This is a genomic window from Micromonospora sp. NPDC049559 (assembly GCF_040676675.1).
Taxonomy (GTDB): Bacteria; Actinomycetota; Actinomycetes; order Mycobacteriales; family Micromonosporaceae; genus JBFAPK01.
On record NZ_JBFAPK010000020.1, the window covers coordinates 117,580 to 142,990 of the forward strand.

Sequence of the window (25,411 nt, forward strand, 5' to 3'; positions counted from 1 at the left end):
CACGACGGGAGTCTCCGCCGCGACGTGTCTCATGGCCGTGGTGAGATGAGCGGTATGCAGGCGTACCGGCTGGTTCGCCGGCCGGCAGACGCCGCGCCGGCGCGCGTCGACGACCCCCTGCAACGCGACGCCGTCGCGCACACCGCCGGGCCCCTGCTGGTCCTCGGTGGACCGGGCAGCGGCAAGACCGGCACGCTCGTCGAGGCGGTGGCGGCCCGGGTTGCCGAGGGGGTGGATCCCGAGCGGATCCTCGTGCTCACCTTCGGGCGGCGAATGGCCACGCAGCTGCGGCACCGGATCGAGGCGCGGATCGCCGGTACCCGCCACCGGGTCGTGCACGAGCCGATGGTGCGTACCTTTCCGGCGTACGCCTTCGGGCTGCTGCGCCGCGCGGCGGTCGAGCGGGGCGAGCCGTCGCCCCGGCTGCTCACCGGCCCGGAACAGGACCTGATCATCCGCGAACTGCTGGAGGTGGTCGGCGAGGAGGAGGCCGACGACCCGGTGGGCTGGCCGGAGCCGCTGCGCCCGGCGCTGCGTACCCGGGCCTTCGCCGAGCAACTGCGCGACCTGCTGATGCGCGCGGCCGAGCGCGGCATCGGGCCGGTCGAGCTGGCCCGGCTGGGCGAGCAACTGGGTCGGGACGACTGGCCGGCCGCCGCCCGCTTCCTGCGGCAGTACGTGGCGGTGCTCGCGCTGCGGGACGTCACCAGTCGCGGCTCGGTCGCGTACGACCCGGCCGAGCTGGTCCGGGCCGCCGCCGGACTGCTGCGCGACGACCCGGAGCTGCTCGACGCGGAGCGCCGCCGGCTGGCGTACGTCTACGTCGACGAGTTCGCCGACACCGATCCGGCTCAGGTCGAGCTGCTCGCCCTGGTGGCGGGGGGTGGCAAGGCGCTGGTCGCCTTCGCCGACCCGGACTCCTCGACGTACGCCTTCCGGGGCGCCGACCCGGCCGCCGTCGCCGCCTTCCCCGACCGGTTCCGTACCGCCGCCGGCGCGCCGGCCCGCACCATCGTGCTCGGCACCTCGTACCGGGCCGGAGCGGCGCTGCTCGACGCGACCCGGCGGGTGGCCCGGCGGCTGCGCGGGCCGGTGGCCCACCGGCGGCTCGTCCCGCCGCCCGGGGCCGAACCGGGCGCGGTGGAGGTGCGGACCTTCCGCTCCCGCACGAGCGAGGCCGCCTACCTGGCGCACGCGCTGCGCTCCGCGCACCTGCTCGACGGCGTGCCCTGGTCCCGCATGGCGGTGCTGGTCCGGTCGACCGCGCTGCAACTCCCGCCCCTGCAGCGGGCGCTGCACGCGGCCGGCATCCCGACCGTGGTGCACGCCGAGGACCTGCCGCTGCACCTGCAACCGGCGGTGGCGCCGCTGTTGCTGCTCCTGCGCTGCGCGCTGGAGCCGGACCGGCTCGACGAGGAGGCGGCCGTCGCCCTGCTGCACTCGCCGCTGGGCGGCGCGGATCCGCTGGCCGAGCGGCGGCTGCGCCAGGGGCTGCGCGCCCGCGCGCTGGCCGCCGGCGACCGGCGCCCCTCGGGCGAGCTGCTCGTCGAGGCGCTGCGCGATCCGGCGGAGCTGGCCGCGATCGAACGGCGCTGGGCCGAACCGGCCCAGGCGGTGGGGCGGCTGCTCGCCACCGCCCGGGAGGCCGCCGCCGAGGCGGGCGCCACGGCCGAGACCGTGCTCTGGGCGGTGTGGCGGGCCAGCGGGCTCGCCGAGCGCTGGTCCGCCGCGGTCACCCGGCCCGACCGGGGCACGGGCGAGTCCGACGAGGGGGCGCGGTGGCGGGCCGCCGCGGCCGACCGGGACCTCGACGCCGTGGTGGTGCTCTTCGACGCGGCGGCGCGGTTCACCGACCGGCTGCCCGGTGCGCGTACCGAGGTCTTCCTCGACCACGTCCTGGGGCAGGACCTGCCGGCCGACACGCTCGCGCCGAGCGCCGACCGGGGTGAGGCGGTCCGCCTGCTCACCGCCCACGCCGCGAAGGGGCTGGAGTGGGACCTGGTCGCGGTCGCCGGCGTACAGGAGGGCGTCTGGCCGGACCTGCGGCTGCGCGGCAGCCTGCTCGGCTCGGAGCGCCTGGTCGACGTGCTGGCCGGCCGCGCCGACGGCGCCGGCGCGACGGCCAACCTGGTCGGGCAGACCTCGGCGCTGCTGGACGAGGAGCGGCGGCTCTTCTACGTCGCGGCGACCCGGGCCCGGCGAAAGCTGCTGGTCAGCGCGGTGGCGTCGGCCGCGGTCGGCGGCCTCGACCACGAGGAGCAACCGAGCCGCTTCCTCTACGAGCTGGTGCCCGGCGGCCCGACGGAGCCCGACGGGCCGGACGAGCCGGGCGCCGACCCGGGACCCTCCGGCCCCGGTACCCGCGGCGGTCCGACCGGCCCGGACGGCCCGGCGGCGTCGAACGGCTCCGCCTCGGCCGGTTCCCCGGCCGCCGGCCCGGCGACGTCGGACGGCCCGGCGACGTCGGACGGCCCGGCGGTGTCGGACGGCGCGGCGGTGTCGGACGGCGCGGCAGGTGGCGACGGCCGGGCCCGGGGCGGGGCGGACCCCGTCCCGGAACCACCGGCCGCCGAGCTGCCGGTGGGGCGCCCGCCGCGCGCGCTCACCCTGGCCGCGCTCGTCGCCGAGCTGCGCACCGCCGTCACCGATCCCGGCACGCCGCCCGACCGGCGGCACGCGGCCGCGGCCGAGCTGGCCCGCCTCGCCGCGGCCGGCGTGCCGGGGGCGCACCCGGACGACTGGTGGGGGTTGCGACCCCTCTCCGACGACCGGCCGCTGGTCGACGAGGGCGAGCCGGTGCGGGTCACCCCCTCGGGCATGGAGAGCGCGCTGCGGTGCAGCCTGCGCTGGCTGCTGGAGAAGCACGGCGGCAGCGCCCCGGCCAGCGCCGCCCAGGGCATCGGCAACCTGGTGCACGCCGCGGCGATGCTGGCCGAGGACGCCAGCGCCGACCGGAGAGAGCTGCTGGAGTACGTCGCCGCCCGCTTCGACGCCATCGACCTGGCCGCCCGCTGGCTGGCCGGGCCGGAGCTGTCCCGGGCCGAGGCCATGGTCGACAAGCTGCTGCGCTGGCTGGCCGGCAACCCGCGCCGGCTGCTGGCCATCGAGCACGAGTTCGCGGTACGGCTCGACGACCCGCGTCGGCCGGTGGAGCTGACCGGCCGAGTCGACCGGCTGGAGGTCGACGCCGAGGGTCGGCTCGTGGTGGTCGACCTGAAGACCGGCAAGACCACCGCCGTCACCGGCTCCGAACTCGCCGAACATCCGCAGCTCGGCGCGTACCAGGCGGCGGTCGAGGCGGGCGCGTTCGCCGAGTACGGCGACGAGTCGGGCGGCGCCGCGCTGGTGCAGCTCGGCACCTCGGCCAAGGAGGCCCGGGAGCAGGCACAGGAGCCGCCCAGTGCGAGCGAGGAGGCGAACTGGGCCCAGGACATGGTGCGCCGTACCGCCGACACCATGGCGGCGGCTACCTTCTCCGCCGTGGCGAACTCCAAGTGCCGGGTCTGTCCGGTGCGGACCAGCTGCCCGGTCTCCGGGCAGGGACGGCAGGTGGTGGAACCGCCGTCCCGGCGGCCCGGCCTGGAGCCGCCGACCCAGCGTCAGGGCGGCCGGAATTGAGCCAGCCCGCCCTCTTCGCCGCGCCGCCGCCGCAGCGAGCCGCCGACGCCGGTCCGCGCTACACCCCGGTGGAGCTGGCCCGCCTGCTGCGGCTGCCCGCCCCGACCCGGGAACAGGCCGCGATCATCGCGGCGCCGGTCGAGCCGCTGCTGGTGGTGGCCGGTGCCGGCTCGGGCAAGACCGAGACGATGGCCGCCCGGGTGGTCTGGCTGGTCGCCAACGACTACGTCCGGCCGGAGCAGATCCTGGGGCTCACCTTCACCCGCAAGGCCGCCGGCGAGCTGGCGCACCGCATCCGTACCCGGCTGGACCAGCTGGTCCGACGGCTCGGGCGGCAGCGGCGCGGGATCGAGGCCGACCTGCTGGCCGGTGAGCCGACCGTGGCCACGTACCACTCGTACGCCGCGCGGATCGTCACCGAGCACGGGCTGCGCTCCGGGTACGAGCCGGTCGTACGGCTGCTGACCGAGGCGTCCCGGTGGCAGCTGATGGAGCTGCTCGTCCGCAACTACGACGGGGACATGTCGGAGGTGGGGCGGACCCCGGGCGGCGTCGCCGACGCGGTGCTCGCCCTCGCCGGTGAGCTGGCCGAGCACCTGGTCACCCCGGACGAGCTGGCGGCCTGGACCGGGCGCTTCTTCGGCGAGGTGCAGTCCCGGCCCGGCAAGATCTACGCGGACGTACGGAAGGCGCTCGCGGTGCAGCAGGCCCGGCTGCGGCTGCTGCCGCTGGTCCGCGCGTACGACCGGCGCAAGCAGGACTTCGAGGCGATGGACTTCGGCGACCAGCTCTCCCGGGCGGCCCGGGTGGCGCGGGACCACCCCGAGGTCGGCGCGATCGAGCGCGAGCGCTACCGGGTGGTGCTGCTCGACGAGTACCAGGACACCAGCCACGCGCAGGTGGTGCTGCTCCGCTCGCTCTACGGCGGCGGCCATCCGGTCACCGCGGTCGGCGATCCCTGCCAGTCCATCTACGGCTGGCGCGGCGCCAGCGCCGGCACGCTCGACCGCTTTCCCGGCGAGTTCACCCACGCCGACGGCCGGCCGGCCCGCGCGTTGACGCTGACCACGAGCTGGCGGAACCGGCCGGAGGTGCTCGGGGTCGCCAACGGGCTCGCCGCGCCGCTGCGGGCGGCCGGGGCGCGGGTCGCCGAGCTGGCCCCCGCCTTCTCGGTGGACGACCCGATCCCGGCGCGCACCGCCCGGGGCGCGGCCGGCGGTACGGTCCACTGCGCGCTGTTGCCGACCTTCGCCGAGGAGGCGGAGTGGATCGCCGACGGCCTGCTCGCCGCGTGGCGGGGCGCCGCCCGGATGCCGGCCGCGCTGCCCGAGCACATCCCGCTGGAGCGGCGCCCGACCAGCGCGGTACTGGTCCGGGTCCGCAGCCAGATCCCGGCGATCGAGGCGGCGCTGCGCGACCGGGGCCTGCCGGTCGAGGTGGTCGGGCTGGGCGGCCTGCTGGACACCCCGGAGGTACGCGACGTCGTCTGTACCCTGCGGGTGCTGACCGACCCGACCGACGGGGCGGCGCTGCTGCGGCTGCTCACCGGCGCCCGCTGGCGGATCGGCCCGCGCGACCTGGTGGCGCTGCACCGGCGGGCCAAGGAGATCGCCGCCGAGCGGCACGGCCCTCGTTCCGTCTGGACCGACGGCGACGAGCCGGAGATCGTCACCGACGCCCTCGACGAGGCGACGCTGGTGGAGGCGCTGGCCGACCTGGGACCGGAGCAGGCGTACTCGGCGGAGGGGTACGCCCGGCTGCGCGCGTACGGCCGGGAGCTGGCGCTGCTGCGCCACCGGCTGGACCAGCCGCTGCCGGACCTGGTCGCGGACGTCGAGCGCACCATCGGGCTGGACGTGGAGGTCGCGGTACGGGCCGGGCGGGGCGGGGACGCCGGGCTCGCCCGTGGGCACCTCGACGCGCTCGGCGACGTGGCGGCCCGGTTCGCCAGCGACGCCGCCGGAAGCGCGCCGCTGAGCGCGTTCCTGGCCTACCTGGCCGCCGCCGAGGACGAGGAGCGCGGGCTGGCCCCGGGCGAGGTCGAGGTGGTCGAGGGCGCGGTGCAGATCCTCACCGCGCACGCGGCCAAGGGGCTGGAGTGGGACGTGGTGGCGGTCGCCGGGCTGACCCGGGGGGTCTGGCCGGGACCGGTCCGCAACTCCGACCACTACCTGCTCGGCCTGGGCGTGCTGCCGTTCCCGCTGCGGGGCGACGCCGACGGCCTGCCGGAGCTGGAGCTGGCGGAGGCCGCGGACCAGCGGGACGTGCTGCGGGCGATGACCACGTTCACCGAGCGGTGGCGCGCGCACGACGAGCGCGAGGAGCGCCGGCTGGCGTACGTCGCGGTCACCCGCCCGCGCCGGCTGCTGCTCTGCTCGGGCTACTGGTGGGGCGACGGGGTGAAGCGGCCGCGGGGGCCGTCGGTCTTCCTGCGCGAGATCCACGACCACTGCCTCTCGGGCGGGGACGGGTACGTGGTCGACGTCTGGGCGCCGGAGCCGCCCGGCGACGCGACGAACCCGACCACCCAGGTGGTACAGCGGGCGGAGTGGCCGTCCGACCCGCTCGGGGCGCGCCGGCCGGCGGTGGCCGAGGGGGCGGCGCTGGTGTGCCGGCTGCTCGCCGAGCGCACCGACGCCCCGTCCGAGCCGGAGCGCGAGCCACGAGCCGCCGAGTCCGGGCCGCCCGCCGACCCGGTGCCGCCCGTCGACCCGGAGGTGCTGCGCTGGCGGCGGGAGGTGGACCTGCTGCTCGCCGAGCGGGAGCGGTTGGCGCGCCGGGACGGACCCGTCGAGGTCGCGCTGCCCGGGCACCTCTCCGTGTCGCAGCTCGTCGTGCTCCGCCGCGACCCGCAGGCGCTGGCGCGTACGCTGCGCCGCCCGATGCCCGCCCGGCCCGACCCGTACGCCCGGCGCGGCACGGCCTTCCATGCCTGGCTGGAGCAGCGTTTCGGCGCCGGCCGGCTGCTCGACATCGACGAGCTGCCCGGGGCGGCCGACGAGGACGCCGCCACCGACGACGCGCTGGTCGAGCTGCAGGAGCGGTTCCTCGCCAGCGAGTGGGCCGACCGGACGCCGATCGAGGTGGAGGTGCCGTTCGCGACCGTCATCGCCGGGGTGGTGGTGCGGGGCCGGATGGACGCCGTCTTCGCCGCTCCCGGCGGCCGGTACGACGTGGTCGACTGGAAGACCGGGCGGCAGCCCTCCGGGGCGGCGGCGGACGCGGCGGCGGTGCAGTTGGCGGCGTACCGGCTGGCCTGGGCGGAGCTGGCGGGGGTGCCGGTCGGGCACGTGCGGGCCGCGTTCCACTACGTACGGGACGGCGTCACGGTCCGCCCGGCGGACCTGCTCGACGCCGACGGGCTCGCCGCCCTGGTGGCCGGCCTCCCGGCGGCTGAGCACCCCTGACCGGCCCTGACCTGCCCTGACCGGCCCCGGGGCCGTCGGAGTCGGGGTCACCCCGGACCGCTGGATCTTGTTGGGTGGGCGGTCCGGTCCGGGTCTGCTACGCTTGCCGGGTTGCAGTTTTGGTTCCCAGAGACGGTTTTGTTCTCACAGACTTTGACTGCGCCTGGCGGATTACGACCCCAGGCGCATTTTGTTGTGTCCGGAGTTCCCGGGCGGGGCGACCAGTGCGACTAGGCGTCCGCGCAGCGGCGCGGACTTTCACCTCGACCGTGGATGACCACCGGTCGATCGTTCCGTCAGGAGACGAGACAATGGCAGTTGGCACCGTGAAGTGGTTCAACTCGGAAAAGGGCTTCGGCTTCATCACCCCGGACGGCGGCGGCGCCGACGTCTTCGCCCACTTCTCCGCGATCCAGAGCTCCGGCTACCGGAGCCTGGACGAGAACCAGCGGGTGGAGTTCGAGGTCACCCAGGGCCAGAAGGGCCCGCAGGCGGAGAACATCCGCCCGCTCTGAGCTCGGCGCGACTGGCGCGTCCAGTCGCGGTGGCACCGCGTCCCACCCGGCGCGGTGCCTGAGTTCGGCGCAGTTCCGCCGTGCCCTCCGGGCGCGGTGAACAGGTCCAGCCCGTCCCGAGCGGTGCGGGCTGGACCTGACTGTTCTCCGGTTCGTGCTTGTGACGCCGTCGTGATCACCGACGGCAGCGACCCGTGGCGAAATCCCTCGCCCGGGCGCCTTCCTCGACACGTGCCGCCATCGAGGAAGGCTCCGTCATGACAGAATCCAAGGTCGCTTCCTTCGCGGACGTGCGACTCGCCCCCGCGCTCTATCCGGTCCTGGCGGCGAGCGGCATCACGGCGCCGTTCCCGATCCAGGCCGCCACCCTGCCCGACTCGCTCGCCGGACGCGACGTGCTCGGCCGGGGACGTACCGGCTCGGGCAAGACGCTCGCCTTCGGGCTGCCGCTGCTCTCGCGTACCGCCGGACGCCGGGCCCGCCCGGGCCGGCCGCTCGCGCTGGTCCTCGTGCCGACCCGGGAGTTGGCGCAGCAGGTGACCGCCGCGCTGGAGCCGTACGCCCGGGCCGTGAAGCTGCGCTGCGCCACCGTGGTCGGCGGGCTGTCGTTGCCGCGACAGGCCAGCGAGCTGCGGGCCGGGGCCGAGGTGGTCGTCGCCACGCCCGGACGGCTGACGGACCTGATCAACCGGGGCGACTGCCGGCTGGACCAGGTGGCCATCACCGTGCTGGACGAGGCCGACCAGATGGCCGACATGGGCTTCCTGCCGCAGGTCACCAGGCTGCTGGAGCAGGTCGCGCCGGACGGCCAGCGGATGCTCTTCTCGGCCACCCTGGACGGCGGCGTGGACCGTCTGGTGCGCCGCTTCCTGACCAATCCGGTGTCGCACTCGGTGGACCCGGGGACCGCCACGGTCAGCGCGATGACCCACCACGTCCTGCAGGTCGAGGCGGCGGACAAGCCCGCGGTGCTCGCGCAGATCGCCGCCCGGGACGGGCGCACAATCCTGTTCCTGGGTACGAAGCACCGCGCCGACCGGCTGGCCCGGCAGCTGCGTGCCCAGGGCGTACGGGCGGCGGCGCTGCACGGCGGCAAGTCCCAGCCGCAGCGCACCCGCATCCTGGAGCAGTTCCGTGCCGGCCAGGTCACCGCGCTGGTGGCGACCGACGTGGCGGCCCGGGGCATCCACGTCGACGGGCTCGACCTGGTGGTGAACGTGGACCCGCCGACGGAGGCCAAGGACTACCTGCACCGGGGCGGCCGTACCGCCCGGGCCGGCGCGACGGGCAGCGTGGTGACGCTGGCCCTGCCCGAGCAGCGGCGGGACGTGTCCCGACTGCTGGCCGCCGCCGGCATCAAGGCCGGCGCGGCCGCCGGGTCGGGAAGCGTCCGACCCGGCAGCGCGGAGCTGGTCCGGGTGACCGGGGCGCAGGCTCCGTCCGGCGTACCGGTCGCCCCGGACCCGACGCCCGCCCCGGCGACGGGGGCCGTGGCGGCCCGGGCGGGCTCCGCCCACCGGGGTTCGGGGCGCCCGCGGCGCCCGCGCCGTCCGCGGGCGCGTACCGAGGGAGCCCGGTAGCGCAGCCCCGCCGCAGGCGGTCCGGATCGGCGACCGGCGACGGCCGGTGTACCCGCGGGCACACCGGCCGAGGGCGGTCGCCGACGGCGTCAGCCGAGGGCGGACTCCGCGACGGTGGCGGTGCGCGCCCGCTGCGGGTGGTCGCCGACGGGAATCCGGGCCACCTGCTGCTCGGTGGCGTAGGAGATGACCGAGACGGTGTCGTCGCCGGCGACGGAGACGTAGCAGTACTGACCGTCCGCGCTGCTGGTGGCCCAGTACGTCCGCGCGCCGAGCGGGAGCAGGCTGTGCCGGAACGAGTCGCGCGACACGATCGCCGCGTAGTTCGACATCGTGCCGGCGACGCAGAGCTTGGTCCCGTCGCCGCTCATCGCGATCCCGTGGTGGGCGGAGTCGAGCACGTACTGGTCGCGGCGCAGCTGTCGGGCCTCGTCGGAGAGGGGCAGCTGGGCCACGCGGGTGACGCGGTCGGCCCGCAGGTCGTACTCGACGAAGCCGTGCAGGAACGACACCTGCAGGTAGGCGAAGCGTTCGTCGGGGGAGAGCGCCATCGGCCGTACCGCCGCGCTCATGTCGGGCATGCCGAACTCCGCGAGCTTCTGGCGGATGTCGACGCGTCGCTCGACCCGCAACGTACGGGCGTCGACGATCTCGAAGACGCGCTCGCCCTTGGTCCAGTCCAGCCACGGCTCGTCCAGCGTCGTGTAGACCGCGCCGATGCTGGCGTGGTAGATCTTGCCGCCGTCGCGCGAGTACGTGTTCTCGTGCGGCGAGTCCCCGGAGGGGAAGGTTCCGACGATCTGGCCGGTGGCCGTGTCGATCATGTCGACGAGCTTCGCGGTGGAGGCGGAGACGGCCAGCCGGCTGCCGTCGGGCGAGATCGCCATGTGATCGGCGCGCTCGCCGTCGACCCGGGTCCGCCACCGGATCTCGCCGCTCTGTATGTCGATCGCCACGACGTCGCCGAAACTGGGCCGGGAGACGTAGACGAGGCGCCCGTCGGCCGAGGCGTACATGTCGTCGACGAACTGGTCGTGGCCCTCGCCGATCTGCGTACGGATGAACAGGAAGGCCGCGAGCCTGACCGGGCTGAGGTAGATCTCCGCGAGCCGGGCCTCCCGGTCCGGGATCACGTTGATCCGGCGTATCCGCTGGTAGGTCCGTACGTCCACGATGTCGGCGGTGCCGTCCCAGTTGTTGCCGACCAGCAGCACCTCGCGCGTCTGCGCGGAGGTGGCGGCCGGACCGGGATCGGCCGGGGTCGATCGGGCCGCGCCGGCCGGCGCCGGGCCGAGACCCAGCAGCACGACGGCGACCGACAAGATCCACACCTGGCTCGCTCTGGCTCTCCGGGCACGTCTCATGGCTGAGGCACCTTTCGGGATCCGTCATCGTCTCGCCACGACCGCCCCGGTCGCCGGCATCGTCGGGGCCGGGCGGCGGATGGGTACCGGCAGCCTAAACGAAATTCATTCACGTTTCTAGATATCCGTGCCAATGGATCAATATCAGGACGGATGCCCGCCCGCGCCGCGGGCCCGGGTTGCGGCGTCGAAGACCCCGGCGCCCAGGGTGGCGTTACCGTCTCGGGCATGACCGAGAACAGTCGAGTGGGACGATTCATGACCTTCAAGGCGCAGGCCGGTCGGGGCGACGAACTGGCCTCGGCCATGCTCACCGTCGCCGAGGGGCTCCGGGGTTTCCCGGGCTGCGAGGCGTACCTGATCAGCCAGGACCGCGCGGACGCGGACACCGTCCACGTCTTGGAGGTCTGGGCGGACGACGACGCCGCCGACGCCGCGCTGCGGGCCGCCCAGGCCGCGGCGGACGCGCCCGTTGGCATCTCCGACGTGCTGGCCATGCTCGCCGACCGGCCGCAACGGGTCGATTTCGTGCCGCGCGGCGGGGTCGGGTTCTGACGCGGAGGCCCAGGCTCGCCGAAGGGCGCCCACCGCAGGATCGCAAAGAGTTTTTTGCAAAATTCTCTTCGCGATCATACGGTGAGGGCATGCCCGATCAACCCGTGCCGACGATCCGCGACACCGAGACCCTGCGGGCGATCGCCCATCCGATCCGCGCCAAGCTGCTGGCGCTGCTGCGCTACGAGGGGCCGGCCACCGCCTCGCAGCTGGCCCGGCGGCTGGACGAGTCGAGCGGTACCGCCAGCTACCACCTGCGCCAACTCGCCCGGTACGGCTTCGTGGAGGAGGACCCCGAGCAGCCGAACAAGCGGGACCGGCGGTGGCGGGCCGCGCACCGGATCACCAGCTGGAACCGGGCCGACCTCGCCACCGACCCGGAAGGGCGGCAGATCAGCGACGCGCTGGAACGCCGGCAGCTGCTCACCGCCGTGGACCACTTCCAGCGGTGGTTCGCCGGCCGGGACCACCGCGATCCGCGCTGGGACGCCGTCGGCGGAGCCTTCGACGACCTGCTGCGGCTCACGCCCTCGCAGCTCAGGGCCCTGGACGCCGAGCTGATGGCGGTCTTCGCGCGGTTCCGTACCGAACCCCCGGCGCCCGAGCCCGACGAGCCGGTCGGCCACGTACGCGTCTACACGCAGCTGCTGCCCTTCGAGGAGGTGCCGCTGTGAGCCGGGACGGTGCGGTGGCCCTCTCGCCCCGGCAGGCGCAGCGCCGCTACCTCGGGCTCTCCGGGGTGCGCTGGTTCGCCAGCGGGTTGATGATGCCGGTCCAGCTGTTGCTCTACACCGCGCGCGGCCTCGACCTGCCCACCGCCGGCCTGCTGGTCGCGCTCTACTCCGCGCTGATCGTGCTCCTCGAACTTCCCACCGGCGGCCTCGCCGACCTGATCGGCCGGCGCCGGACCATGCTGGTCTCGATCGCCGCCTACGTGACCGCGATGCTCGGCCTGGCCCTCGCGCAGCACTGGTGGCAGTTCGCCGTCGCCGTCACGCTCTCCGCGATCGGCCGGGCGCTCGGCTCCGGTCCGCTCGACGCCTGGTACGTCGACACGGTCCGGGCCGCCGACCCGGCCGCCTCGCTGCGGGCCGGACTCTCCCGGGGCTGGGCGGTCGAGGCGCTCGGCCTCGGTCTGGCCGCGACCGTCGGCGGGTCCGCACCGCGGCTCTTCTCCGGCCTCCCCGCCGACGGGCTGATCTGCCCGTTCTCGGTACCGGCGCTCGGTGCCGCCGCCGTCGGGGCGGTCAGCTTCGTCGCGCACCTGGTCTGGATGACCGAGCCGGCCGCCGGGAACGGGTCCGTCCCGAGGCCGGCCGGCGGGCTCCGGTCGCTGCTTCGAGCCGTACCGGGGCAGGTCTCCGACGGCGTACGCCTGGCCGTGGGCGATCCGGTGATCCGGCTGCTCTTCGCCCGGACCGCCGCGATCGGCGTGGCGGTGGTCTCGATCGAGGTGCTCTCCCCGCTGCAGTTCGCCGCGCTGCTCGGCGGGGCGGAACGCGCCGCGGCGGCGTACGGGTTGCTGGTGACCGCGGCGTGGGCCGGCAGCGCGGCCGGCTCGGTCGGCGCGCCGCTGCTGTGCCGGCTCGGGGCGGCGGTCGGGCTGCGCCAGCCGCTCGCCGTCGGCGCCCTCTTCACCGGGCTGATCGCGACCGGCCCGGCGCTGCTCGCCCTGGCCGCCTTCGGTTCCGGCGGGCTTCCCGTCGCCGTGGCCGGCTACCTGCTGGCGTACCTCTGCGCCGGGGTGCCGGGACCGCTCGCCGACGAGGCGCTGCACGAGCGGGTCGGCGAGGGCCAGCGGGCCACCCTGGTCTCGGTCGGCTCGCTGGCGCTGCAGCTCGGCGGCCTCGGCGGCTCGCTCGGCGTCGCCCGGCTGGCGGACCGGGCCGGATTCGGGTCCGGCTGGCTCGTCGCCGGCGCGGCCCTGCTGCTCGCCGCGGGATTCACCGCGGCGGCGCTGCGGCGGACGCTGACGCCCGCGCCGAGCACGGCCGTGCCGGGGCCGGGTACGGCCGTGCCGGGGCCGGGTACGGCCGTACCGGGGCCGGGTACGGCCGTGCCCGTGGCGGTGCGGCCCGACCGGCCACTGGCGACGGTCGTCGATCCGGGCGGCCCCTGAGTCGATCCGGGCGGCCCCTGAGTCGATCGGGGCGGCGGGTGAGTCGATCGGGGCAGTTCGGGACGGCCGTGGGTCCACCCGATTGGGTCCGATGGGTGACTGTGCCATGTCCGGCCATGCGGAATTCTGTCCTCCGGGGGACCAAGCGGGGCCGGTTCGGCCCTGCGGTGGGAGGTATCGCGATGGCCGGTCACGCCGGAACGGGGGCGTTGCGCGAGATTTTCGTGGTGCTGGTGCTTGCTGTGTCGGGTCTGTTCCTCGCCCTGCTCGTCGCCTTCACCCCGTGGTACGCGGCGCTCGGTCTCGCCGAGAAGTCGATGGTGGTGGAGCTGCACGCGCCGGACGCGCCGCAGACGGGCACGGAACTCACCAGCGCCGGCGGCTGACGGCGCCGGCCGGCGCGACGCCGGCCCGGCACCGCCACGGCGTCGTGGTGTTCACTAGAGGGCGATGCCCGCCACGACGCCACCCCCGCCGCCGTCCCGCCCCGTACCGGGGCCGGACTGGTCGGCCGGTACCGTCACCCGGATCGGCGTTCCCTGGCCGCCGCCGACCACGCCGGCCGGGCCGCCACCAAACCCGCCGGCCGGCCCGCCCGGCGGCGGCCCGCCGGACCGGCGCCGGCTCTGGTGGTTCGGCGCCGTCGCCGCGGCGGTGCTGGTCATCGGTCTGGTCGCGGTGCTCGGTACGCAGTGGCGCGGAAGTCCGCATCCGTTCGGCCGTGGGCTGGAGGCGCCCGCCGACAACCGCCCGCCGCTGGCGCGGATGTGCCCGCCGCCGACGTCGGTGCCGTCGGCGCAGGAGCCACCGGCCCCCGCCGACCCGGGACCGGCCCCGGCCGGCCCGCGTACCGTCGACGAGGAGGCCGGCATCTCCTACCGGGCGTACGGGGCGCCCTGGCAGCCCTGGACCACCGTCTGGAGCGCGGGCACGCTGGAGGTGCCGTACAAGGTCGGGCAGCACTTCGTCACCGAGCCGGAGTACGACGGGTTCAGCGACTACCACGCCTCGATCCTGTCGGCGGCGGTACCGGCGGCGAACAACGACGCGCTGGCGCTGGACATCGAGTGCGTCGGCCGGCAGGTCGCCGCCGACGTGCGCGCCGAGTACTACCCGCAGCCCAACCGGCAGGAGGTGCTGCGGGACGGGCGCAGCACGCTGGCCGGCCGCCCCGCCTGGGTGACCGTGTTCCGGCTGCACTTCGACGTGCCGCAGCTGCGCGCCAAGGACGAGCTGGTCGGCCTCGCCTGCATCGACGTGGGACGGCCGACCGCGGCGATCCTCTACGTCTCCATCCCCGGTACCCACCGGCAGTTCGACCACGTCGTCGACGAGGTGCTGGCCTCGGTGCGGACCACGGGCTAGGGTCACTCCACGATGGACTCGACCCTGGCGGTCCGGCCGGCCGCGGCGGCCGACCGGGAACGCGTGGTGCGGCTGCTCGGCGACTCCTGGGGCGGCACGACGGTGGTCGTGCACGGCCGGGCGTACGACGCGGCCGAACTCCCCGCGCTCGTGGCCGAGCGCGCCGGCGCGCTCGCGGGCCTGCTCACGTACGAGATCACCGACGCCGGCCTGGAGATCGTCACCCTCGACGCGGTGCACCGGCGGGGCGGGGTGGGCGGCGCGCTGCTGGACGCCGCCGTGGCCGTCGCCCGGGGCGTCGGGGCGTCCCGGGTGTGGCTGGTCACCACGAACGACAACCTCGACGCGCTCCGCTTCTACCAGCGCCGGGGCCTGCGGATCGTGGCGGTGGCGCCGGGAGCGGTGGACGCGGCCAGGGTCCGCAAGCCGAGCATCCCGCTGGTCGGCGAGTACGGCATCCCGCTGCACGACGAGCTGACCCTCGAACTGCCGATCTGAGGCCGGCCGGCCTGCCCGGGGGCTGCCCTGGACCGGCCGGCCTGTCCGGGTCTGCCCTGGGCCTGTCCGGGTCTGCCCTGGGCGAGGCCCGGTCAGGGCCTGGGCACGCCGCTGCCGGTGAGCAGGTCGGCCAGGCTGATCCCGTCCACCACCTCCTCGATCGCGCTCTCCACGGCCCGCCAGACGTCCCGCAGCCCGCTGGCCGCGCCGTGGTAGGCGGTCCGCTCGACCGGCAGGCCCCGGACGGTGGTGAGCGACCCGCTCACCGCCCGCAGCACCGCCCCGACGGTGATCTCGTCCGCCGGGCGGGTGAGCCGGTAGCCCCCGTCCGTGCCGCGCAGGCTCCGCAGCAGTCCGGCCCGGCGCAGGTCGAGCAGGATGCCCTGGAGGAAGCTGAGCGGGATGCCCTGCGCGGTGGCCAACGCCGCGGCCTTGACCAGTTCACCGCTGTCGGCGACGGCCAGCATGGCCCGTACCGCGTAGTCGCCGCGCGCCGAGACGTACATGACCGCCGCCTCCCCGCCGAGCCGTCAGTTGCCCGCCTGGTCGAGCACGCCCCAGCGCCGCCGGATGGCCCGGTCGGCCGCGCCGAACGCCGCGTCGACCAGCAACCCCAGCACCAGGATCACGATCATGGTGGAGAGCAGCCAGGGCGCGTCGGCGAGTTCCCGGGCGTAGGTGAGCTGGGCGCCGAGCGCGGTCTGCGAGATGCCGCCGACGATCAGCTCGCCGGCCATCAGGCTACGCCAGGAGAAGGCCCAGCCCTGTTTGAGCCCGGCGACGATGGCCGGCAGCGCGGCCGGGCCGATGACGTACCGGTAGAGGTCGAGGCCGCGGGCGCCGATGTTGCGACCCGCGCGTACCAGCAGCGGCGGTACGTAGTCCACCCCGCTCAGCACCCCGTTCGCGATCGAGGGCGCGGCCCCGAACACCACGACGAAGAAGATCGTCGCCTCGCTGAGCTGGAAGAGCAGGATGGCCAGCGGAAACCAGGCGATCGACGGCATCGTCTGCAACGCGGTGATCATCGAGCCGATGGCGGCCCGGAGGATCCGGAAGCGCGCCACCGCGAGGCCGACCAGCAGCCCCACCAGCACCGAGAAGAGGTAGCCGAGCGCGGCCCGCTGCAGGGTCAGCGCCACGCCGTCCCAGAGCTGCGCGCCCCGGAGCTGCTGCCACAGCTCCTCGGCGACGGTGCGCGGGGCCGGTAGCGCGTACTCCGGTCGCCACCCGCTCAGCACGACCAGCTCCCAGACCGCCACCGTGAGGGCGACGGCGGCCAGCTTCGGCCAGGTCGCCGCCCAGATCCGGCCGGCCGGGCCGGGGCCGCGCTCCCGGCCGGCGATCTCCAGCGCGTCGAGGCCGGAGATGGTCTCCGCGTCGCCGTCGCCGTCGCGGGTCAGGGTGTCACTGGCCATGGCGGCCCACCTCCGTACGCAGTCGGTCCGTGACCTCGGCGGCGATGGCCGCGACCTCGGGTGCGTCGATGCGGCGCGGGCGGGACACCGCCACCCGGGTCTCGTAGATGATCCGGCCGGGGCGGCTGGAGAGCAGCACGATCCGGTCGGCCAGCCGGGCCGCCTCCCTCACGTTGTGGGTGACGAAGAGGACGGTCAGCCGGCGCTGCGACCAGATCCGCTCCAACTCGTCGTGGAGCAGGTCGCGGGTCATCGCGTCGAGCGCCCCGAACGGCTCGTCCATCAGCAGCACCGGCGTGTCGAGCGCGAGGGTACGGGCCAGCGCGGCGCGCTGGCGCATGCCACCGGAGAGCTCGTGCGGCTGGCGCCGGCCGAAGCCGCCCAGGTGCACGGTCTCCAGCAGCTCGGCGACCCGGCGGCGGCGTTCGGCCCGGGGTACGCCGCGCAGCTTGAGCGGCATCTCGACGTTGGCCGCCACGGAGAGCCACGGGAAGAGCGCCGGTTCCTGGAACATCAGCCCCGGGTTGGCGTCCCGGTCGATCGCGATCCGCCCGCCGCTGGGCCGGTCCAGCCCGGCCACCAGGTTCAGCAGGGTGCTCTTGCCGCAGCCGGAGGCGCCGACCAGGCAGACGAACTCGCCGGGCGCCACGTCGAGGGAGAGCCCGTCCAGGGCGAGTACGGCGGCCTCGCCGCGCCCGTACACCTTGGTCACGCCGGAGAGCGCGACCGCGGCGGTCGCGCTCTCCGGCGCCGTCACCGACGACGTCATGGTTGGACGACCTCGGGCTTGCCCTGTGCCTTGAGCACCTCGTTGAGGTAGCTCAGGTCGTAGAGGCCGGCGAGGTCGACCGGCTCGGTCAGCCCGACGGCGACCGCGTGGTCGAGCCCGGTCTTCAGCGAGGCGGGGATCGGGTCGTCGAGGAACTCCAGGGTCGGCCACGCCTGCTTGATCAGCTTGAGGTCGAGCGGCTTGCCGGTGATCTTGCCGATGTGCTCGGAGATCGCCTGCTGCGCCTCGTCGGGCTTGGTGTTGACGCGGTCGTTCGCCGCGACCTGCCCCTCGACCAGTCGCTTCACCACGTCGGGGTGGGCCTTGAGGAACTTGGTACTGACGATCAGGTTGGTGATCACGAACTTCTTGTCCGGCCAGAGGTCCCGCTCGTCGACCAGTACCTTGCCGCCGGCGTTGACCAACTGCGAGACGAAGGGCTCCGGTACCCAGGCGCCGTCGATGGCGCCGCTGCGGAAGGTCTCCAGCGTCTGCGAGTTCTCCTGCGGGACGATCTTGACGTCGCCGCCGCCCTCCTTGGTGGTGGTGATGCCCTGTTCCTTGAGCCAGTAGCGGACCGCCACGTCCTGGGTGTTACCGAGCTGCGGGGTGGCGATCCTCTTGCCCCTCAGGTCGGCCACCGCGTTGATCGAGGGCTTGACGACCAGGGCCACGCCGCCGCTCGCGGCGCCGGAGACGACGCGGACCGCCTCGCCCTTGGACTTCGAGTACGCGTTCACCGTCGGGTTCGGACCGATGTACGTCGCGTCCAGCGCGCCGGAGAAGATCGCCTCGATGGCCGCCGGGCCGGCGTTGAAGGTCTTCGTCTCCAGCTTGACGCCGCTGCCCAGCTTCTCGGCGAAGATGCCGCGCTCGACGCCGACCACCGCGGGCGCGTGGGTGATGTTCGGGAAGTAGCCGAGCCGCAGCGTCACCGGGCCGGAGGAGCCGCCGCTGGCGGCCTCGTCGCCGCCGCAGGCGGTCAGGCCGCCGAGCGTCACGGCCGTCGCCAGCGCCAGGGCCACCGGGGCGGTGAACCGGCGGTGCCGGAGAGGTCTCATACCGTTATCCAATCCAAGGTTTTCCTACTTGTTTGATAGGAAGACTGAACTTGGTGATCAGGCCGGTCAAGGCGCTATCCAGATGACGGGAAGCCGGGCAATCGGGTGATCTCCGAACGAGGTCGGGCCTTGCGGGGCCTGGCGCACAACAACCTGCATTTCCTATCGTCTGTGGGGGTATTGCGAGGTTCAGCCGAGATCGCGAGGAGCAGGCCGTGAGCTACCACTGGTTCCTTCCCACCTCCGGCGACGGCCGTCAGGTCGGGGCCGCCACCGTCGCCGCCGGCGCGGCGGCGCACGAGCGGGCCGCGACCGTCGACTACCTCGCCCGGATCGCCCGGGCCGCCGAGGAGTCGGGCTTCGACGCCGTACTGACCCCGGTCGGCTCCGGCTGCCCCGACCCGTGGATCGTCTGCGCCGCCGTCGCGCAGCACGCCCGGCGGATCAGACTGCTGGTCGCGGTGCGCGCCGGATTCGCGCTGCCCACGCTCGTGGCGCAGCAGGCCGACGCGTTCCAACGGATCTCCGACGGGCGGCTGGCGCTCAACGTGGTGACCGGCGGCGACCCGGCGGAGCAGCGGGGGTACGGCGACTTCCTCGACCACGACGCCCGCTACGGGCGTACCGCCGAGTTCCTGGAGGTGCTCCGCCTGGCCTGGCGCGGTACCCCGTTCGACCACCACGGCCGGCACTACCGGATCGAACGCGGCGGGCTCGCCGCCGCGCCGGAGCCCGTGCCGCCGCTCTACTTCGGCGGCGCCTCCCCGGCCGCCGAGGCGGTGGCGGCCCGGCACGCCGACGTGTACCTCATGTGGGGCGAGCCGCCCGCCGCCGTCGCCGCCCGGGTGGAGCGGATCCGGCGGCTCGCCGCCGAACAGGGCCGGCGCATCCGTACCGGGCTGCGGCTGCACGTGATCGCGCGGGAGCGCGCGGCCGACGCCTGGGCCGAGGCGGAGCGGCTGCTCGCCGGGATGTCCCCGGACCGGATCGCCGCCGCCCAGGCCCGGTTCGCCCGGATGGACTCCGTCGGCCAGGCGCGGATGGCGGCGCTCAACGGCGGCACCCCGGACGGGCTCACCATCGCCCCGAACCTCTGGGCCGGCGTCGGCCTGGTCCGCGAGGGGGCCGGTACCGCGCTGGTCGGCGACTACGCCGAGGTCGCCGCCCGGCTCGACGAGTACGCCGCGCTCGGCGTGGACGAGTTCGTCCTCTCCGGCTGGCCGCACCTGGAGGAGGCCGAACGGGTCGGCCGGCACGTCCTGCCGCTCACCGCGACCGGGTTGCCGGGAGGTCTCCGCGCGACGGTCGGCTGACGCGCTAGGGTCGGGTCGTGGCGGCGCGGAGATCCAGAATTCCAGCGACCAGGTATCCGGTCGAGCGGTTCACCCTCGACAACGGGCTGCGGGTGGTACTGGCACCGGACCGCAGCGCCCCGGTGATCGGGGTGGCGGTCGTCTACGACGTGGGGATCCGGTCGGAGCCGCAGGGACGGACCGGATTCGCGCACCTGTTCGAGCACCTGATGTTCCAGGGCTCGGAGAACCTGGAGAAGCTGGCGCACTTCCGGCACGTACAGGGCGCGGGCGGCACCTTCAACGGCTCCACCCACCTGGACTACACCGACTACTTCGAGACGTTGCCGAGCAACGCCCTGGAGCGCGCGCTCTTCCTGGAGGCGGACCGGATGCGCGGCCCCCGCCTCACCGAGGAGAACCTGCGCAACCAGGTGGACGTGGTCAAGGAGGAGATCCGGGTCAACGTGCTGAACCGGCCGTACGGCGGGTTCCCCTGGCTGAAGCTGCCGCCGGTCATGTTCGACACGTTCCCGAACGCGCACGACGGCTACGGCTCCTTCGAGGACCTGGAGAGCGCCACCGTCGCCGACGCGGCCGACTTCTTCGACCGCTACTACGCCTGCGGCAACGCCGTGCTGGCCGTCGGCGGCGACATCGACCTGGGCGAGGCGACCGCCCTGGTCGAGCGGCACTTCGGGGACGTGCCGGCCCGGCCGGCGCCCGTACGGCCCGGCTTCGACGAGCCGGACCTGACCGCCGAGCGCCGGGAGTCCTACCCCGACCGGCTGGCGCCGCTGCCCGCGGTGGCGAGCGCCTGGCGGGTACCGGACCCGATCACCGACTTCGAGGCGTACCTGCCGTACGTGGTCCTGGCCGAGGTGCTCACCGACGGGGACGCCTCCCGCCTGGTCGAGCGGCTGGTGCTGCGCGACCGCGCGGTCACCAGCGTCGGCGGCTACCTGGGCTTCATGGGCGACCCGTTCGACGTGCGCGACCCCACCGCGCTGCTGTTGCAGGCGCACCTGTCGCCGGGCGGGGACGTGGACAAGATGCTGCACACGGTGGACGAGGAGCTGGACCGGCTCGCCACGGACGGGCTCGTCGAGGGCGAGCTGGCCCGTACCCAGGCCCGCATGGCCACCCACCTGCTGCGCGACACGGACGCGGTGTTGAACCGGACGCTCCAGATGGCGGTGCTGGAGCAGCAGCGCGGCGAGCCCGGTCTGATCAACGAGCTGCCCCGGCTGGTCGGCGAGGTGACCGAGGCGCAGATCCGCGCGGCCGCCGCGACGCTGCGGCCGGAGCGCCGCGCGTCGGTCGAGGTCATTCCCGGAGGTGCCAGGTGACAACGGGTACGACGAGCGCCCGGCCCGCGACGGCCGTACCGGCGCCCCGGACGCTGCCGCCGCTGGGGCCGAACCGGAAGTTGAAGCTGCCGAAGCAGGCCGAGCGGACGCTGTCCAACGGGCTGACCGTCATCGCCATCCGCCGGCCGACGGTGCCGCTGGTCGAGGTGCGGCTCTGGGTGCCCTTCGGCCGGAGCAACCTGGCCCGGAGCGCGCTGCTCTCGCAGACACTGCTCTCCGGTACGGCCACGATGACCAGCGTCCAGATCGCGGCCGAGCTGCAGAAGGTCGGCGGTGGGCTGGCCGCCGGACTCGACCCGGACCGGTTGATGATCTCCGGCAACGGGCTGGTCACCGGGCTCGACCGGATCCTGGAGCTGCTCGCCGAAGTGATCACCGGTGCGTCGTACCCGAACGACGAGGTGACCGTCGAGCGCGACCGGCTGATCGACCGGATCGAGGTGGCCCGCAGCCAGCCCGCCCACCTGGCCCGGGTGGCGCTGCTCAAGCGGATGTACGGCCGGCACCCGTACGCGGTGCAGACGCCCGAGCCGGAGCAGGTGCGCGCGGTCCGGCCGGCGCAGCTGCGCAGCCTGCACGCCGAGAAGATCCATCCGGCCGGGGCGTTCCTGGTCCTCGTCGGCGACCTCCAGCCCGAGCGGGCGGTCGAGGCGGCCGAACGGGCGCTCGGCGACTGGCGCAGCACCGGTCAGGCGGCCGAGCTGCCGCCCACGCCGCCGCTGGCGCCGGCGCCGCTGCTGCTGGTGGACCGGCCGGACTCGGTCCAGTCGTCGCTGCGGATCGCGCTGCCGGCGGTGCCGCGCTCGCACCCGGACCACGCGGCGCTCCAGCTGGCCAACCTGGTCTTCGGCGGCTACTTCTCGTCCCGCTGGGTGGAGAACATCCGGGAGGACAAGGGTTACACCTACGGCCCGCACTCGGCGGTCGAGCACTCGGTCGCCGGCTCGGCCCTCGTCGTGGCCGCCGAGGTCGCCACCGAGGTGACCGGCCCCGCGCTGCTGGAGACGATCTACGAGCTGGGCCGACTCGCCTCGCTGCCGCCCGGCGAGGAGGAGCTGGAACAGGCCCGGCAGTACGCCCTCGGCACGCTCCAGCTGGGCATGTCCACCCAGGCCGGCCTGGCCGCGCTGGCCAGCGCGTACGCCGGCTCCGGACTGCGCCTGGAGTTCCTCGCCGAGTACGGCGACCGGCTGGCCCGGGTGACCCGGGAGGAGGTCGCCGCCGCGGCGGCCAGCTACCTGGCGCCGGCCCGGGCGGTGCCCGTGGTGCTCGGCGACGCGAGCCGGGTCGAGGCGCCCCTCGCGGCGCTGCTCCCGATCGAACGGGCGGCCGCGGCGTCGTGACCGGTCACGCGGTGGGACCGGCGCTGGCCCGGTCGACGCTGGACCGTGCCGCGTACCGGCGGACCGACCCGCGGTGGCTGGCGGAGGCGTGGGCCCGGGCGCGGGTGCTGGTGGTGGAGGCGGCCACCGGCGGGCGCGCCCTGGTGACCGGCCCCGAGGAGCGGCCGGAGCTGCTGCTGCTCGCCCCGGACGCGGTACCGCCGCACGAGCCGGAGGTCCGGTTGTTCCTCGGCGTGGAGGCCGACGGTACGCCCGTGTTCGCGCTCGACGCGCCGCTGCCGGAGCTGCCGGGGAGCCGCCCGATGGCGCTGCGCGAGTCCGGGCACCTGCTCTCCGACCGGGACGCCGGCCTGCTCACCACCGCCGTGGCACTGGCCAACTGGCACGCCCGGCACCTCTACTCCGCCATGACGGGGCAACCGACGGCGGTGGGGGAGGCCGGCTGGTCGCGCAGTGACCCGGAGGGGCGGCACACCTGGCCGCGTACCGACCCGGCGATGATCGTCCTGGTGCACGACGGGGTCGCCGGGCCGGACGGCCGCTGCCTGCTCGGCAACAACGCCGCCTGGCCGAACCGCAACGGCCTGCTCCGCTTCTCCTGCCTCGCCGGGTACGTCGAGCCCGGCGAGTCGGCCGAGGCCGCGGTGGTACGCGAGGTCGGCGAGGAGGTCGGCATCGTCCTCGACGAACTGGAGTACGTCGCCAGCCAGCCCTGGCCGTTCCCGGGATCGCTGATGCTCGGCTACCTCGCCCGGGCCGACGCGGGGCAGCCGATCCGGGTCGATCCCGCCGAGATCGCGCAGGCGCGCTGGTTCACCCGGCGGGAGATCGCCGCGGTGCTGGGCGGTGGCGGCCCGGAACTGGCCGGCGGGCTGGGCGTCGCGCTGCCGCCGCCCTCGTCGATCGCGCATTTCCTGATCACACGGTGGCTCGACGCGTAGAACCGAGTCTCGGGGCGCGCTCATTCGCCGGTGCGTGTCTTGGCCCGTGACCGCCGTTGCCGCGACGGCCACGGGCCAAGAGCAGAACCATCGCCGGTCGGGTGTGGCATGTTGCGCGGCGGGGGAGCCGAGCCGACCGGCGACGGTCGTCTAGCGGAACCGGGGGCGGGCCCCGGCGTGCTGCGGTGGTGCCTGGGCGCCGGGCAGTACCGGCGGGTTCGGCGGTGCCGCCGTTCCGGGCTGGCCGTGCGCCGCCGTTCCGGGCTGGCCGTGCGCCGGCGTTCCGGGCTGGCCGGGCGCCGTCGGACCACTCCCGGCGTCCGTCCGGGTCGGCCACGGGCACGGTTGCGGTTCGCCGATCGGAAGCACCTTGACCCGCTGCCGTCCGGAGCGCACCGCCCCGACGCTCGCGAGCGCCCGTGCCATCAGCAGCGCGGCGTCCCGGTCCTCGGCCCGGAACACCTGTCGGCGCGGCTCGGGGCTGGTCTGCTCGTCGCGTAACCGCCGCCCGCCCTCGAAGGCAGCAGCGAGATCATCGTCGGCGGCCGCGCGAATGTCGGTGCGAACTATCAGAAACCGCATGGCGTCTCCGGTTGAGACCGTTACGGATAATCACCGGTCGACTACTTCAAGGAGTTTCCCCGTGGAACTTCCACGCCGAGCTCTACTCGTCATGTTACGCACGGTTGCAGGTAGGACAAGCGGATCGCGACGATTTCGTCTATCAATTATCCGAACGGTGGATGTGTAGCGGGTGGAACGAGGTTCTGATCCGCTCCGCAGTGGAGCCCGGTACGGCAAACGGGCCGCCGATCCTCCATCAGGGAGAATCGGCGGCCCTCGCGTCCGGAGCGTCCGGAGCGTCCGCGGCGACCGGGCCGCGGACGGGTTCAGTTCAGATCGAATTCGCCGTCCTTGGTGCTGGCGATGAAGTCGAGCCAGCGGAGCCGGTTGAAGGTCAGCACGGGACCGCCCCGGTCCTTGCTGTCGCGCATCGCCACCATCGTCGCGTCCTTGCCGAACGGGGTGACCTCGACGCAGTTGGAGGTCTGGCTACGCGAGCTCTTGCGCCAGGGGGCGGCGGCGAGGGGGTCGCCCAGCGGGGCGGCCCGGCGACTTCTCCGGACTGTTTTCATCGGTTGCTCCTGGGTGTGAAACGGTGTTGCCTGGTGCGGCTCGCGACGTCCCGGCGGTACCGGAGTGCCAGGGGCGGATCGCGTCACTGCTCGCTGAGACGTCCGGTGCGCCGGCTGCGCTGAATCGGCGGCTTCGCCTGGCCCTGGTTCGACGCCGGCCGGGCGGAACCACCGGAGACCTGCCCGACCGCGTCGGTCAGCCACGTCAGCGTGTCGTCGGGTGTGAGCGCAGCCGCCTGTAGCCACTCGAAGACCACGGTATAGCGACTCAGCTCATCCCGGTCGTCTTGCATCAAATTCGTGGTAATACCTTCGATCGCCAGCATCTCGGGATCTTGTGGGTCCGGGAAGCGGTAGAGCGAGAAACCGGTGTGCGGCAGGTACCAATCGGCGATCTTCACGTCCCGGGGTAGTACCTGGATGGTGACGTTCGGCAGCTTCGCCAGGTCGCAGAGGTGTACCAGCTGCTTGCGGATCACGTCGGTGGGGCCGGAGCGCCGCCCCAGCGCCGCCTCCTCCAGTACCGCGAAGTAGCGCGGCGGTTCCACCTCGCGGGTCAGCAGCGCCTGCCGCGCCATCCGGGCCTGTACCTCGGTCTCCGGGCCCTCGTTCTCCGCCTTCTCCGGGTCGGCCGAACCACTGGGCAGCGGCAGGAAGGAGGCGATGCGCACCCGGGCGTACGCCTGGTTCTGCAGCAGCCCCGGAACGATCACCGGGCTGTACTCGCGGATCTCCGCACACCCCGCCTCCAACTCGGCGAAGGGGCGCTGGCGGGTCGTCATCACCGGGTACGTGCGCAGCCAGCGACGGATGTCGCCGGCACCGTTGGTGATGGTGGTGAGCTCGTCGCGGATCTCGGGACCGGCCTCGTAGAGGTCGAGCAGGGTGAGTATGTCCCGCAGGTCGGGGCGGCTGCGCCCGTTCTCGAGGCGGGACAGCTTCGAGGCGGAGGCCCATCCGACGCGCTCGATCACCTGGTCGCCGGTCAGGTTCGCGGCTTCCCGCAGCCGGCGCAGCTCGGTGCCGAGGCGGCGGCGTCTCATTATCGGACTCTGTTGGG

At 74.4% G+C, this 25,411-nt stretch carries 21 protein-coding genes and 1 pseudogene; 14 read left to right on the top strand and 8 right to left on the bottom strand.

Annotated elements, in window-relative coordinates:
- Nucleotides 1-54: 54 nt before the first annotated feature.
- The 4 genes from AB0J86_RS21850 (at nt 55) to AB0J86_RS21865 (ending at nt 9,120) form a co-directional block, all read left to right on the top strand.
- Nucleotides 55-3,618, top strand: coding sequence for an ATP-dependent DNA helicase (locus tag AB0J86_RS21850; protein WP_363859445.1), 3,564 nt, complete (start codon nt 55-57; stop codon nt 3,616-3,618).
- Nucleotides 3,615-7,025 carry a UvrD-helicase domain-containing protein gene (locus AB0J86_RS21855; protein WP_363859409.1) on the top strand — a complete coding sequence of 1,137 codons (3,411 nt, stop codon included), beginning with the start codon at nt 3,615-3,617 and terminating at the stop codon, nt 7,023-7,025. The genes AB0J86_RS21850 and AB0J86_RS21855 overlap by 4 nt, the downstream gene beginning before the upstream one ends.
- Nucleotides 7,026-7,336: 311 nt before the next feature.
- On the top strand, nt 7,337-7,540 hold the full coding sequence (locus AB0J86_RS21860) for a cold-shock protein (protein WP_363859410.1): 204 nt from the start codon (nt 7,337-7,339) through the stop codon (nt 7,538-7,540).
- Between the two features lie 257 nt (nt 7,541-7,797).
- The gene (locus AB0J86_RS21865; protein WP_363859411.1) at nt 7,798-9,120 is read left to right on the top strand and encodes a DEAD/DEAH box helicase; all 1,323 of its coding nucleotides are present in this window, start codon (nt 7,798-7,800) and stop codon (nt 9,118-9,120) included.
- A gap of 89 nt (nt 9,121-9,209) precedes the next feature.
- Here AB0J86_RS21865 and AB0J86_RS21870 read toward each other — a convergent pair whose 3' ends face one another.
- On the bottom strand, nt 9,210-10,451 hold the full coding sequence (locus AB0J86_RS21870; RefSeq protein WP_363859412.1) for a YncE family protein: 1,242 nt from the start codon (nt 10,449-10,451) through the stop codon (nt 9,210-9,212).
- 261 nt (nt 10,452-10,712) lie between these two features.
- Between AB0J86_RS21870 and AB0J86_RS21875 the strand changes: the two genes are divergently transcribed.
- The 6 genes from AB0J86_RS21875 to AB0J86_RS21900 all read left to right on the top strand — a co-directional run bounded on the left by AB0J86_RS21875 (nt 10,713) and on the right by AB0J86_RS21900 (nt 15,021).
- A complete protein-coding gene (locus AB0J86_RS21875) occupies nt 10,713-11,039 on the top strand; it encodes an antibiotic biosynthesis monooxygenase family protein (RefSeq protein ID WP_363859413.1) in 327 nt (108 codons plus the stop codon).
- 89 nt (nt 11,040-11,128) lie between these two features.
- Nucleotides 11,129-11,713, top strand: a complete 585-nt coding sequence (locus tag AB0J86_RS21880; protein WP_363859414.1) for a helix-turn-helix domain-containing protein — start codon at nt 11,129-11,131, stop codon at nt 11,711-11,713.
- Nucleotides 11,710-13,158, top strand: a complete 1,449-nt coding sequence (locus tag AB0J86_RS21885; protein ID WP_363859415.1) for an MFS transporter — start codon at nt 11,710-11,712, stop codon at nt 13,156-13,158. The genes AB0J86_RS21880 and AB0J86_RS21885 overlap by 4 nt, the downstream gene beginning before the upstream one ends.
- Nucleotides 13,159-13,340: 182 nt before the next feature.
- Nucleotides 13,341-13,544 carry a hypothetical protein gene (locus tag AB0J86_RS21890; protein ID WP_363859416.1) on the top strand — a complete coding sequence of 68 codons (204 nt, stop codon included), beginning with the start codon at nt 13,341-13,343 and terminating at the stop codon, nt 13,542-13,544.
- A gap of 64 nt (nt 13,545-13,608) precedes the next feature.
- Nucleotides 13,609-14,523, top strand: coding sequence for a hypothetical protein (locus AB0J86_RS21895; protein WP_363859417.1), 915 nt, complete (start codon nt 13,609-13,611; stop codon nt 14,521-14,523).
- A 12-nt stretch (nt 14,524-14,535) separates the two neighbouring features.
- On the top strand, nt 14,536-15,021 hold the full coding sequence (locus AB0J86_RS21900; RefSeq protein WP_363859418.1) for a GNAT family N-acetyltransferase: 486 nt from the start codon (nt 14,536-14,538) through the stop codon (nt 15,019-15,021).
- A gap of 92 nt (nt 15,022-15,113) precedes the next feature.
- Here the strand turns inward: AB0J86_RS21900 and AB0J86_RS21905 are convergent, their stop codons facing one another.
- The 4 genes from AB0J86_RS21905 to AB0J86_RS21920 are packed head-to-tail and all read right to left on the bottom strand — an operon-like array spanning nt 15,114 to nt 18,269.
- On the bottom strand, nt 15,114-15,527 hold the full coding sequence (locus AB0J86_RS21905; RefSeq protein WP_363859419.1) for an Rrf2 family transcriptional regulator: 414 nt from the start codon (nt 15,525-15,527) through the stop codon (nt 15,114-15,116).
- 24 nt (nt 15,528-15,551) lie between these two features.
- A complete protein-coding gene (locus AB0J86_RS21910) occupies nt 15,552-16,439 on the bottom strand; it encodes an ABC transporter permease (RefSeq protein WP_363859420.1) in 888 nt (295 codons plus the stop codon).
- Nucleotides 16,429-17,208 carry an ABC transporter ATP-binding protein gene (locus tag AB0J86_RS21915; RefSeq protein ID WP_363859421.1) on the bottom strand — a complete coding sequence of 260 codons (780 nt, stop codon included), beginning with the start codon at nt 17,206-17,208 and terminating at the stop codon, nt 16,429-16,431. The genes AB0J86_RS21910 and AB0J86_RS21915 overlap by 11 nt, the downstream gene beginning before the upstream one ends.
- Complete coding sequence (locus AB0J86_RS21920; RefSeq protein WP_363859422.1) at nt 17,205-18,269, bottom strand: ABC transporter substrate-binding protein; 1,065 nt, start codon at nt 18,267-18,269, stop codon at nt 17,205-17,207. The genes AB0J86_RS21915 and AB0J86_RS21920 overlap by 4 nt, the downstream gene beginning before the upstream one ends.
- A 215-nt stretch (nt 18,270-18,484) precedes the next feature.
- On the opposite strand from AB0J86_RS21920, the gene AB0J86_RS21925 reads away from it, so the two are divergent.
- From AB0J86_RS21925 to nudC, 4 genes are read left to right on the top strand one after another with little or no spacing between them, the layout of a single operon-like run.
- Nucleotides 18,485-19,582: an LLM class flavin-dependent oxidoreductase gene (locus AB0J86_RS21925; protein ID WP_363859423.1), complete on the top strand. Its 1,098-nt coding sequence runs from the start codon at nt 18,485-18,487 to the stop codon at nt 19,580-19,582.
- A 17-nt stretch (nt 19,583-19,599) separates the two neighbouring features.
- On the top strand, nt 19,600-20,910 hold the full coding sequence (locus AB0J86_RS21930; protein ID WP_363859424.1) for a pitrilysin family protein: 1,311 nt from the start codon (nt 19,600-19,602) through the stop codon (nt 20,908-20,910).
- Nucleotides 20,907-22,274: a pitrilysin family protein gene (locus AB0J86_RS21935; protein ID WP_363859425.1), complete on the top strand. Its 1,368-nt coding sequence runs from the start codon at nt 20,907-20,909 to the stop codon at nt 22,272-22,274. Before AB0J86_RS21930 ends, AB0J86_RS21935 begins: the two co-directional genes overlap by 4 nt.
- Nucleotides 22,271-23,215: an NAD(+) diphosphatase gene (gene nudC / locus AB0J86_RS21940; RefSeq protein ID WP_363859426.1), complete on the top strand. Its 945-nt coding sequence runs from the start codon at nt 22,271-22,273 to the stop codon at nt 23,213-23,215. The genes AB0J86_RS21935 and nudC overlap by 4 nt, the downstream gene beginning before the upstream one ends.
- 327 nt (nt 23,216-23,542) lie before the next feature.
- Here the strand turns inward: nudC and AB0J86_RS21945 are convergent.
- From AB0J86_RS21945 to AB0J86_RS21955, 3 genes and pseudogenes are all read right to left on the bottom strand, one after another.
- A pseudogene (locus AB0J86_RS21945) lies at nt 23,543-23,797 on the bottom strand (hypothetical protein); the annotation flags it as partial.
- Between the two features lie 308 nt (nt 23,798-24,105).
- On the bottom strand, nt 24,106-24,351 hold the full coding sequence (locus tag AB0J86_RS21950) for a DUF397 domain-containing protein (RefSeq protein WP_363859427.1): 246 nt from the start codon (nt 24,349-24,351) through the stop codon (nt 24,106-24,108).
- An 83-nt stretch (nt 24,352-24,434) separates the two neighbouring features.
- A complete protein-coding gene (locus tag AB0J86_RS21955) occupies nt 24,435-25,394 on the bottom strand; it encodes a helix-turn-helix transcriptional regulator (RefSeq protein WP_363859428.1) in 960 nt (319 codons plus the stop codon).
- Between the last annotated feature and the right edge of the window lie 17 nt (nt 25,395-25,411).